We start from the raw sequence: 12,712 nt of genomic DNA, 5'->3' as shown, positions 1-12,712 counted from the left end.
GGGGGGCTGGGGGGGATCATAATCTTGCGGAAAACTTTGAAAACACGCCCTAGCCTGCTACAGGGGATCTACTGAGTATCCAAGACCTTCACTGTTAGTTCACGCTTCTAGGGGCTATAAGAATTGGGGTGCAATGGTTTCAGGAATTGGGCGTAGTTCCACCCCCTCTTACCTGAAATCCATATCTGTCAAGGGATTTGAGCTCTTAATATTTACTTTATAAATTAGCTCTTAAGTGCTTTAATTATATTAAACTTAACAGCTGTTCGCGTAGCGTGCGCGTAGCGCATTAGCTGACCGCTGCATGGTGACAATTTGATTGAGTAATAAATAACTGAATTATGGCTGTGATTTTTGAATGGCTTAGCAAAGTCTGGAACATCGTCTCGAAGGTGTTTACCACCAAGCTGTTTCAGCTGGGCACCCAAGACTTGTCTCTGATTATGATAGTCCAACTCATAGTAATGGCTATCGTTACCTTATATATAGCTCGTAAACTTCAGGACCTGATTAAGCGTCGGGTGCTAACTCGCTTGGGGTTAGATCGTGGGACTCGCGAAGCATTGTCCTCCCTGATCGGCTATGTTCTAACTGTCATAGGATTTTTTATTGTTCTGCAAACGGCTGGGATTAACCTCAGTTCCCTGATTGTTTTTGCAGGGGCAATGGGTATTGGTTTAGGCTTCGGACTTCAGAATTTAACCGCCAACTTTATCAGTGGTCTGGCGATTCTGTTTGAAAAACCAATTAAGGTGGGAGACTATGTCAAAGTTGATGAACTTTCAGGAACTGTAGAAAAAATCTCGATTCGTTCCAGCACTATCCGCACTAATGATGGGGTATTTGTTATTGTTCCGAATACTAGTTTCCTGGAAAACAATGTAGTTAACTGGACTTATCAAGATCCTAGAGCTAGGCTCAGAATTCCTGTTGATGTTCCCGATGAAAGCGATCCAGTCATGGTCACAGAGGTACTGTTAAAAGCGGCTCGCAAAGAACCAGAAGTTTTACCATCCCCTGCTCCTGAAGTATATTTTAAAGGGTTTGGAGACGGCATGGATTTTGAACTCTTAGTATGGATCGACAATCCACCAAATATGGAATCAATTCAGAGTAGTTTGTATTATCTGATAGAAGAACAACTTCGTGAGCAGGGAATCGAGCACGCCGAGCCTCAGAGAGACCTGTATATCCGAAATCTGAAGGACTTAGAATTTCTGGTACAAAAACCTCAACAAACACCTCAACAAACTGGTGCTGCTAACGGCTCATATTCTCAAGAAGAATACCTCTATAACAAAGCTGTAGCCGCTGCCAAAAAAAACAAAGTAAAAGCTAACTCTAGAGGAAAATTGACCCTGCGGGATCTCTTGCGGAAGGTGAGTTACTTTGAAAAGTGTAGCGATAGCGAGCTGCGACATATAATTCAGCAAGGATATCGTCAAATGCTCAAAGCAGAGGATATAATCTGTGAAGAAAACGACCCAGGGGATTCATTTTATATTATTCTATCTGGCTTAGTTGAAGTCTTTGTGGAATCAAGGGGAAAACGGATTGCCATCCGCAAGCCAGGGGAATTTATTGGAGAGATGTCTTTGCTTCTGGGTACCCCCCGTACCGCTACTCTTCGCGCCCTAGAAGACACGATTCTGTTTGTGGTAGACAGGGAAAATTTAAAGAGTCTTTTGGTAAAGCACAAAGATTTAGCTGACCAAATTTCCGAAGAATTATTCAAACGTAAGGAGACCCTAGAGAAATTAGGAATAACGGTAGGTGTAACAGAGGAAAAAGAGAGTGGAACCAATCAGATTCGCCAACGCATTCAATCACTATTTGGGATTTGATAGGTTTGTTGGTAATGATTTGACAACTTGGTTTCTAAGTTTGGGTGCATCGCGCTGTATCGCTTTTGCAATTAGGCAAAAATTCTAAGAAAATTCCAAGACTTCCAACACTTCCAAGACTTTCAACACTTCGCCTTCTTTGTTACAAATATGAGATGCACCCTTGCTATTTCTGGGTAAACCGCCACACCCCATCCCAATTCTGCGGTACCCCTTGCACCATTAATTGATTAATTCGGTCTACATACAATAATGCTGTCTTATCGTTAGGATTGACAGCTAACACTTGATTAAAACACGCTTTAGCTTTTTCAAATTCTTGAGTTCGGTAGTACTCTATAGCGAGCTCAAATTCTGACTGGGTTGTTAACTTTAATTCCCTAACTTGTTCAGGCTCTCCTTCCAAGATTTCATAAACAGCAATTGGTTCATTTTTTCCTTTAACAATTGCTCGATCAAGAAACCGAATCTGGTATTGATTAGGATTACTCAATTGCTCTAAAGCTTGCTCAGAAATTAACAAAGACACGCCATAAAACTTAGTTAACCCTTCTAAACGAGCAGTTAAGTTAACATTATCAGAGAAAGCATCCCCTTGCATCCGAAATGTCTCTCCTACCATTCCCACCATCATCTGACCCACATGAATGCCAATGCCTACTTTAATTGGTAGATAGCCTTTGGCAATACGTCTGTGATTGTATTCTTCCACTCTGATTTGCTTGGCAATTCCCGCTGCTACTGCCTCATCGGTGCCATCAGGGAAAACAGCCATTATACCATCTCCGAGAAACTTGACGATAAAGCCGTTTTGATTGCGAATCTCGGGACTGACACGCTTGAGGTAAGCATTAACAAAGTCGAAGTTTTCCTTCGGGGTCATGGTTTCTGAAAGGGTAGTGAAAGAGCGAATATCTGAGAACATGACCGCCATTTCTTTACTGACGTGGTTCCCCAGATCTACATCAAGAATAGTGTCTTTTTGAAGAAAGTTAAGATATTCAAAGGGAACAAATCTGCTATAGGACGTATTGGTTTTTTCTAATTGCCGGTGAGCTTCTTGCAATAGTTTATGTTGTTTTTCTAATTCCCGATAGGACTGTTTGAGGTTGTTCCAAAGTGTGGTAGTAATACTGACAACTGCAGCACTGATAACGGTAAACAAGGGTGTAAATATTGGAATCAACCAGCCAAATAAAAAGGCAATATAGGAACTGGTAATAATAATAACTCCGGCTATAAGGGTGCCAACTCCAGTTACCCATCGCCTACGGACATACATGGCTCCAAGGGTAGCACTATATCCAGACCAGAACACTATCCATAGCCAATTCAGGGATTTGACTGATGCTCGAAGCATGGGACGACCTTCATTAGCTGCACTCAAAATCTGGCTGCTGATATTGGCGTGAATTGCTATACCTGGTATTAATTCAGTGGGAGTTAGTAAGGTACTATTGTAGGGAGTGAGGTGATTGTCATTGAGACTTGGGGCTTTTGCCCCTAACAAGACAATGCGATCGCTCATCAAATTTGGGGGAATGCGATTGTCGAGAACATCAGTCATGGAGATAGTCAAAAAGCTCTCCTCACCGCCCCGATAGTTCAATAAGATTTGGTATCCTCCCATCTCTGCTTTGCTGTACTCTCCATCATTACTGGAGAGGGGGAAAAACTTGGCTTTACCTAAACCGTATATCTTTTTATCGGGATTGATCGGCTCAAGTTTAATACCGTCTTGTGCCAAATACATTAGCGCTAGTTTCACACCAAATCCTTGCTTACGGGTACCATCAGGTTTGCCCAGGAGAATGATCCCTCGCCGGATTTTGCTATCCCCATCGAGCAGGACGTCGTTAGCTGCTACCTGACTCAATTTATCCAGCACTGGTGGCGCTGCAATGGGGTTGCCAGCAATTTTCTCAATTCCGATCACATTTGGGGTAGAGTTGAAAACTTCTACCAGTTCATCATGTCCAGGTTCAACCACTAGGTCTCGATAAATATCAATTCCAATCGCTCTTGGTTGCTGGGCTTTGATATTCCGAATTAGCTGAGCCATAACCCGATCTGACATCGGCCATTGCTTAACATATTTGATATCGGGTTCATCAATGGTGACCAGGACAATGCGCTCGTCAACAGATTCTTTTGGACGCAGCCGAAATAATTGGTCTTGGCTTGCCCATTCCAGCATCCGAAACAGTCCAGCATTGCTTCCTAAAATCACCAATCCTGCTATACTCGGCGCGATTAATAGGACTGTTCCCCACTGTTGAATCTGTTGTTTTACGGTTTGCCACATTTGGCTTTAATGTTGGTTATTTTGTTGAGGTTGTGTTTTTATAGTATTCCCTCAAAGGTTGCTGAGAATTGCTATATCAAAGGGGGATTAGTGTGCTAGCTAATCCCTTAAACTGACAACTTCTCAAGAATTACAACTGCTCTCCCATCGGCTGAGTTGCGATCGCATCCAGTCCCACTTGTTCGAGTAAATCTTTCCACTCATTGGCCAGGGTTGTATTGTCAGGATCCAACCGTTGAGCAGTCACTAAAACCTCTAGGGTATCGTACCATATTCCCGCCTTAGCATATTCAGTAGCCAACGCGATCGCGGACTTGGATGACCCTTGGTCACTCACCGTTGATTTTACCCGTTTAACCCACCCACTTACTGAATAATTATCAGGTCGCAGGATACCGTCTGGTTCAATGGGTGCCAAGTACCAGAGGTAGTTTTGACCAATCTTTAATTCTGGTGCTGCTTCTGGTAGGGTAATACTAATCACTCCTTCCTGGCCAGAACTTTTGAGGGTTGTGTGATATTGGGAATTACCCTCTTCATCTTGCAAACTGAAAAAAACATCAGTCGCTCCCAGGGCGGGCATATAAACAAATAGAGTTGGACGGGGTGATACGGTGTAGCCGTGTTTTGTGGGTGGAAGCAATGCGGTTAGGGGGAGTTTACTACCTCTGGAACCCCCACCGATGCTAGTTCTGGGGCTGGCCGAATCTCCGGGTAGCTCAAACTCTACATCTCCTCTGGAACCCCCACCGATGCTAGTTCTGGGGCTGGCGGAGTCTCCGGGTAGCTCAAATTCTACATCCCCTCTGGAACCCCCACCGATGCTAGTTCTGGGGCTGGCGGAGTCTCCGGGTAGGTCAAATTCTACATCCCCTCTAGAACCCCCACCGATGCTAGTTTTGGGGCTGGCGGAGTCTCCGGGTAGGTCAAATTCTACATTTCCTCGCACCCCTCCACCGACACTGGTTGTGGGAACGTCCTCATCTGAGGGGAAATCAAATTCCAGACTGATGCGATAATCTCGGGTTAGAATTTCTCCTTCTTTAACTGATGGAGTTGCCTGGAGTGTAGTTGATGTCAAGATCAATGTTCCAGTTACTGTTGCTGATAAGAAAGTTTTACAAATAAACTTATTCATGTTATAATATACCTCTAAATTATTCTTCTATAACCAATTCCCTACTAATACAAAGGATGCCCAAAAATAGGGATGTTTATATAATGGATCTTGACGCAATTTCAGTTGTGCTTGTTGCAGCGCTTCAGCCTTAGTCATGGACGGCTTAGTCTGAATCAGGCCCTGATAAAACTCTTTCATTAAGTTAGTGGTTGATTCGTCGCTGACTGACCAGAGACTACCTAAAGTGCTGTGAGCTCCTGAACGTAACGCAAATCCTGCTAATCCTAGGGTGGCACGATTATCCCCTGCTGCAGTTTGACAGGCACTCATTACCAGTAATTCTATAGGTTCGAGAATTCCTAATCGTCTTTTTTGGAATAGTAAATCGAAATCTTTAATGCCAATTCGGTCATTCCAGGTGAGTAGGAATGTTTCCTTTGGGTTAGAACTGAATTGACCGTGAGTAGCTAGGTGAACAATGGGAAAGGGGGTGCTATCAATTGCAGTTTGGAAGGTAGTGCGGGTAAATTCCTGATTGAGTAAAACGTCTGTAGTAACTTTATCCGTAATTTCTTGGACTTCTCCAGCCACACCAGGTAAACCAGTATAGCCTTGGCGAGCTTCGGTCAACCCAGCCACTAAGACGTTCAGTTCAACTCTCTGAAGTCTTTGAGGAAAAAGTTGTAACCCAGGAGAGATAGCAATACTATAGTTTTCGATCAGATACTGTTTACCATCGTAGAGAGCTGCCATGGGCAAATTTCGCAAGAACCCATCTGGCACGAATACCAAGGTTTTAATGTTACTGTTTGCCAGTTCTACTTCTGCCGGTCGGATCAGCCAGTCATATATTTGCTCAGACAGTCGCAACCGCTCATTATTGGGATAACCAGGAGACATAGATGAGTAAACTTGTCTTAGTCTAGCTTTGACTTTGTCCTCTGGTAGAAGAGTAGTGTAGTGGCTTAGAGGTTGATTGGGGAGCGAAAGGATGACTTCTATGCGATCGCTTAAAATAATTGGATAAATTACAGCAGCTTCGACATCAATTTCATCAATGACAATCGGCTCAGTGTCTAAACAAGCATCTCGAAAATAGTTATCTAACTCTGCCAGTTGCAACGCTTCAATCACTTCACGAGCTTTTTTGAGGTTAGACTGGCTAACCGCCCCTTTTTTGAGCCCAGCTTGAGAGGGAGTTAATAACAGGCTGACTAAATCTCGATAAATCGGTTCGATACTTTCTTGGAATTTAAATTGCACATCAGGATTAATGGCAACTAAGTCACTCCTTAGGGATTGAAGGTTATTGTAGGCAGTTTCATAAGCCGCGATCGCGCCAGGGATATCCCCTTGCTGTTTCAGAATCTGCCCCAGTTGTGTTGCCGCAAGAGCAATAATATCTCCTGCATTAATAGTTTGAGCTATCTGTAGAGCTTTCTCTGTCAGACTTTGAGCATCCTCCCACTGCTGATTTTGTTGATAAAGCTTAGCCAGTTGATTCAGAGAATAAGCTTCAGCGCGGGCATCTTGGAGTTGTCTAGCTTCTTGAATGGCTATTGCCAATACGTTAGCAATTTTTTGGGTAATTTTTTGGGCAATTTTTGGAGCAATTTTAGAGGTATATGATAGTTGAATAGCTTCCTTTTCGCTATTTTTTAGCTTAATCATACTTTCTGCTAGATTCACTCTAGCATAGATGGCCAATCGACTAGGAGGTAGCTTGGATAGGTTTGACTCAATAGTTGGAATTAACGACAGTGCCTTATCCCATTGTTTGACCGTAACTAAAAGACTGAGTTGATTGAGTTGTGCCTGCACTTTGGTAATGCCATCTGGTGCTAATTTAGCTGCTTCTTGGTAGTATGTCCAAGCCACATCATATCGTTGTAAGTCTCTAGCAACATTGCCAATACTAAGGAGAGTAGGGCTAGTATCCTCAGGGGAATTAAATTGCTTGCTAATTGCCCAACTTTGTTCTAATAGTTTCTTTGATTGGAGTAAATCACCAGCAACTTGTAGTGCAATGCCCAAACTTCTCAACCCATCAGCTTTCAGTAGGGTATCCGGTTGATTTTCAAGGTCTGTGACCAGTTGCTCTAAGAGATTTCTTGCCCGTCGATACTGCCCTAAAAATTGCCAGGCTTGGGCTTGATTGATTTGGCTGATTATTTTTCCCGTTTCATCATTAGCCCTAGCATAAGTAGCTTCCGCTTGCTCCCAGGTTTCCAAAGCAGTTTTGGTTTGTCCTTGTGCCAGTTGCAGGCTTCCTTGGGTATTCAAGGCTTGAGCCAGAAGCAGAATGCCCTTTGAATCTAGTTTCTCAACACTTTGCAGTATGGTTAGACTTTCCGCGATCGCGACTTGAGCTTGCTGCCATTGTCCCAATTCTTGCTGAGCTAAGGATAAATAGTTAAGGGCTTGGGCGTAGGTTATACTTGCTCCATTGGATGCATAAGCTGTTGCGGCTTGTTGCCAGAGGGTAGCGGCTTCAAAGAATTGTCCAGCTTGATAGTGTTCTTTTCCCTGTTGCAGCAGTGCTGACGGATTGGACGAGTATTGGACAACTGCTCCTGGTGAGGAGATTGGGGAATTTGACTGATAGGCAATAGCAGGTAGATTTGTGATTAGTAGCCAAAGGGCTAGAGGGAGATGGCAAGGAATTACTAACCATCCCTTAAGAAATAGTCGCTGTTGTTGACTGTTTTGGTGAATTATCGCCATAGCTTTGCTCATCCTGTCGTGAAAGTCCTTCAGCACTGATTGAGTAAAAAAGACTTTCGCTGGTTTTGTGTGGCTAAACGTTTAATGTGAGGTTAAACTTAATTGATTATCATTTATATTAAAACGACTTTGACACATTCATTTGTTTGTGTCTTTGGTAAAGTTTTGTTGAAGAACTTGTCCTTGTTTTATTTAAGCATAATGGTATACTTTGATATTTGGCTGATGAGGTAATATCGGTAGAGCTATTAGCGGATAGCTAACCATTTACTGACACAGAATTAACCCCTAAAGTCAGGAATAGCAGCCCTCTACGGTACAGGAGCGAAAATGTTCTTTTGGTACTCAAAACTCCCAATCTTATTAATATCTAGCACAGCTTGGGCAGTGTTCCAGACTGCTGCTCACTCCCAGATTATACGCGATGAGACCTTGGGGGTAGAACACTCAATTGTTACTCCCCAAGAATTTCGAGACTTAATCGAAGGCGGAGCTATTCGAGGCAGTAACCTGTTCCACAGTTTCCTGGAATTTAATGTCAATGAAGGACAAAACGTCTACTTTGCCAACCCCAATGGTATAGCTAATATCCTCACTCGTGTCACAGGAGGGAGTCAATCACGGATATCCGGCACCTTGGGAGTAAATGGCGCAGCAAATCTCTACTTAATCAATCCCCATGGCATTCACTTTGGCAACAATGCTCGATTGGATGTAGCTGGCTCATTTATTGCTACCACAGCTGATGGCATTAAATTGGGTCAACAGGGACTGTTCAGTGCTACAGAACCAGAAAAAAGTAACTTACTGACTATCCAACCGGGTGCCTTCTTTACTAATGCCCTACGTCAACATCAAGCTCAAATCAGGAATCAGGGTAACTTAGCTGTTGGTAGTGGGCAAGGGTTAGTGTTGTCGGGAGATTTAGTTACTAGCACAGGTTCGTTAGTAGCACCGGGGGGAATAGTTAAGATTAATGGCTCTCAAATTGGCTTATGGAATAATTCCACTATCGATGTATCCTCCCCAAACGGTGGAGGGACGGTTTTAATTGGTAGTCAACAGACTAACCGAAGCTACATTGCCCCTAATGTCGAGATTAGTGCCAATGCGATCGCAAACGGCAATGGCGGTAGAGTTATCCTCCAGGCAGATGAGATCACAGGATTTTACGGCACTATCAGCGCTCGTGGGGGAACAATTTCCGGCAATGGCGGCTTTATCGAAGTCTCAGGTAAGGAAAACCTGATTTTTCGGGGGAATGTGGATACCAGTGCCGTGAATGGCTTTCCTGGCACCTTATTACTAGACCCTAGAGATATTATTATTGCTAGTGGGACAGGGAATCAAACAGTAGATGACCTTGATTCCTTGAGCCAGTTGACTGATGGAGGAACCACCACTATCTATGAGTCAACCTTAGAGCAGTTGTCTGGCAATACCAATATTGTCTTAGAAGCTACCAATGATATTCTCCTAGAAGACCTAGCCGATGACTCCCTAGACTTAGCATCAGGCATTGGGGCAGTAGTATTTACAGCTGATGCTGACAGGGATGGGGTAGGAAACTTTGTGATGGCAGATATTGTCTCGGACACTATCCGTACCAATGGACGCAGCATTGCTATATCTGGTGCGAATTTAACCATCGGGAATATTGATACATCTATTCCCCAAGTAGCAGATGCCGGACAGTCGATCACGAATGCCAAAATCGTCAGTAATTCCCCCGGTGTTCCCTTAGAGAGTATATCAGGAACCATCGCCAACGTCGCTGATGTAGATATCTACCAAATTTTCCTAACCGGGGGGGAAACTTTCTCAGCTACTACCGTTGAGGGGACAGAGGTAGCTACTCAGTTATTTTTATTTGATGCAGGTGGTTTCGGGATTTATAGCAATGATAATGATGCCAATTGTGGAGGTTGCTTGCAATCGACCTTACCCGCTGGTAATCCCTCATCCCCCACTGCACCAGGGATTTATTATTTAGCCATCAGTGGCTTCGGAATAGAACCAGTGAGCGAGGGAGGACAGATTTTTCCGGATCCAATCTTCCCATTTTCTCTTTTTGTGGATGGATCTACCAGTGTAGATCAAGCAACACCAACAGGCGGGAGTTTTCCTTTAAGTAATTGGGACAATATTAGGGGATTTGACCTGGGTAACTATACCATTGCTCTGACTGGTGTGGAAGCGCCCTCGGCTACCTTTACTGAATCAGCTAGCTTACCGGAAACTGTCAATAGTGGTTCGATTACCTTAAATGCGACTAATGGTGGCATTACAGCCGGTAATCTGAATACTGCTGCTGTTGATGGTGAAGGAGGAAACCTTACCCTAACCGCTAAAGACAATATTACCTTTGAGGATAGCTCGATTACTACAGCAGGGAGTTTTGGCAGTGGCAATATCAATTTCTCCAGTCGCAACCTATTCTTAACAAACGGTACTATCCTAGATGCTAGTACTTCCGGAAGCAAGGACGGAGGGAATGTAACGATTACCGCTACAGATACTGTAGCTATTGAATCGTTGAGTTTATTACAATCTAATGCCAAGCAGGGAGCCACTGGAGATGGAGGAATCATCACCATTGATACCGAAGCATTGAGGGTACGGGATGGGGTACTGATAATTAGTGACACCTTTGGTCAGGGGGATGGAGGTACCCTAAGAATACAAGCTACTGATGTAGAGGTTAGGGAAACTTCACTGTTGTCTGTGAATGTTAACTCATCAGCAACAGGCAATGGTGGAGATTTAACTATTGATACCCAAAGCCTGAGGGTAAGGGATGGGGCGCAGATCAGCAGTTCTACCAATAGTTCAGGCAACGGTGGTACAGTAAGAGTACGGGCTACTGAGGTAGAGGTTAGTGGAAGTGCTATTGGGTTCAGTAGCGGCTTGTTTAGTAGCGTTATCCCAAACGCTACAGGGAATGGGGGGACGTTGACCATTGATACCCAACGGCTGACAGTGAGGGATGGAGCACAGATAAGTAGTGCTACCTTTGGTCAAGGCAATGGCGGTACCCTAACGGTAAGGGCTACTGATGTAGAGCTGATGGGGATTTCAGCGGATGGTGATGCTACTAGCGGCTTGTTTAGCAGTGTTCAACCAGAAGCTATAGGGGATGGGGGACTTTTGACCGTTGATACCCAGAAGCTGACGATCTCCGATGGTGCGGAGGTACGGAGTGCTACCTTTGGCAACGGAGATGCTGGTAATCTCGAGATTAAGGCTACTGAGAGCATTACCCTCTCTGGGGTTAGTCCCGTCGGTGGTCGCAGAGGTGGTCAATCCAGTCGCATCTCTGCCAACACCGAATCTATGGCTACAGGGAGTGGTGGGGATATTACGATTAATACCCCTACTACACGCCTAGATAATGGGGCAGTTATTAGCGCTAGAAGCCGTAGTAACTTTCCTGGTGGTGAAATTACTGTGAATGGAGACACTCTATCATTAACCGATGGAGCTCAAATTCTCACCTCTGGCTCCAGTGGCGGTGATGCTGGCAGTATTACCATCAATGCAACTGATACAATCACCCTCTCTGGCATTGACCCTACCTACAATGACCGATTAGCAATATTGGGAGCAGACAGAGTTGACCCAGATGGGGAAGAGAGTGCGATCGCATCGAGAGCAATAGGAGATGGGCAAGCAGGTTCGATTAACCTCAATACCAAGACATTTATCCTTCGCGATCAAGCACTAGCAACGGTCAGTAGTACTGGTACCGGTGTTGCTGGCACCTTGGAAGTAAATGCCAATTCCATCCAACTCGACAATGGTTCCCTCAATGCCGAAACTACTGCTGGAGACCAAGGAAATATTACCCTGTCTGATGCCCAGCTTGTAGTCTTACGCAACAACAGTACCATCACTACCAACGCCCGTGAGAGTGCCACTGGTGGGAATATCACCATCACTACCGACTTTTTGGTAACCTTAGAGAATAGTGATATTACTGCCAATGCCATATTGGGACGCGGGGGAAATATTAATATTACTGCCATTGGAATTTTTAGCGATCGCACTAGTGAGATTACCGCTTCTTCTCAACTTGGTATTGATGGTACCGTCAACCTCAATACCCTAGATGTCAACCCTTTCCAAGCCCTAGCCAAGCTTCCCGCAGATGTGGTAGATACCAGCAATAAAATTGTGACTAGTTGTGCAGCCGTAGATGGGAATAGTTTTGTGGTCACTGGAGGAGGAGGACTCCCGGCTGACCCAACTGGGGTGTTGCGGGGTCAGGTGGTGGTACCCGATTTACGGCTAATGGTCGATGAAGGAAATACACAAGGCAATACACAACCAGTCAAGAGGAGGAAAACCCGGAGTTCCCTCAGAAGAAGACTACAGTATCACCACGACCGTGATCAAACAGCCATGACGAATCAGAAATTACCGATCATTGAAGCCCAAGGGTGGATCATTAATGACCAGGGAATTGTCGAGTTGGTGGCCTATCCTACCCAAATTAGCCATGGGAGTTGGTTTAATCATCAGGGCTGCTTGTAAGTAGTCAGACACAACTAAAACTGAATCAAAATTTACCCTAAGTCTAGGATAATTTCAACTAGTTTTGAGGTGCGACCCTAGGCCGGGGAACCCGGCCTAGGGCGTGTTTTCAAAGTTTTCCGCAAGATTATGATCCCCCCCAGCCCCCCTTAAAAAAGGGGGGAGCCATACTCAAAGTCCCCCTTT

At 44.5% G+C, this 12,712-nt stretch carries 5 protein-coding genes; 2 read left to right on the top strand and 3 right to left on the bottom strand.

Annotation, left to right across the window (positions count from 1 at the left end):
• Window positions 1-341: 341 nt before the first annotated feature.
• Window positions 342-1,844, top strand: a complete 1,503-nt coding sequence (locus tag BJP37_RS13710; protein WP_075899520.1) for a mechanosensitive ion channel domain-containing protein — start codon at window positions 342-344, stop codon at window positions 1,842-1,844.
• Window positions 1,845-2,010: 166 nt separating this feature from the next.
• Here BJP37_RS13710 and BJP37_RS34415 read toward each other — a convergent pair whose 3' ends face one another.
• The 3 genes from BJP37_RS34415 to BJP37_RS13690 all read right to left on the bottom strand — a co-directional run bounded on the left by BJP37_RS34415 (window position 2,011) and on the right by BJP37_RS13690 (window position 7,993).
• The gene (locus BJP37_RS34415) at window positions 2,011-4,149 is read right to left on the bottom strand and encodes a CHASE2 domain-containing protein (protein ID WP_081431177.1); all 2,139 of its coding nucleotides are present in this window, start codon (window positions 4,147-4,149) and stop codon (window positions 2,011-2,013) included.
• A gap of 130 nt (window positions 4,150-4,279) precedes the next feature.
• Entirely contained in the window at window positions 4,280-5,287 is a 1,008-nt protein-coding gene (locus tag BJP37_RS13695; RefSeq protein ID WP_075899518.1) for a DUF928 domain-containing protein, read from the bottom strand.
• A gap of 27 nt (window positions 5,288-5,314) precedes the next feature.
• Window positions 5,315-7,993: a CHAT domain-containing protein gene (locus BJP37_RS13690; protein ID WP_143727605.1), complete on the bottom strand. Its 2,679-nt coding sequence runs from the start codon at window positions 7,991-7,993 to the stop codon at window positions 5,315-5,317.
• A gap of 330 nt (window positions 7,994-8,323) precedes the next feature.
• Here BJP37_RS13690 and BJP37_RS13685 point away from each other — a divergent pair, with 330 nt between their 5' ends.
• Entirely contained in the window at window positions 8,324-12,526 is a 4,203-nt protein-coding gene (locus tag BJP37_RS13685; protein WP_075899514.1) for a two-partner secretion domain-containing protein, read from the top strand.
• Window positions 12,527-12,712 lie beyond the last annotated feature (186 nt).

Source organism: Moorena bouillonii PNG, from assembly GCF_001942495.1.
Taxonomy (GTDB): Bacteria; Cyanobacteriota; Cyanobacteriia; order Cyanobacteriales; family Coleofasciculaceae; genus Moorena; species Moorena bouillonii.
The sequence above is the reverse complement of the archived record's forward strand: the minus strand, read 5'-3'. Positions and strand labels throughout refer to the sequence as shown.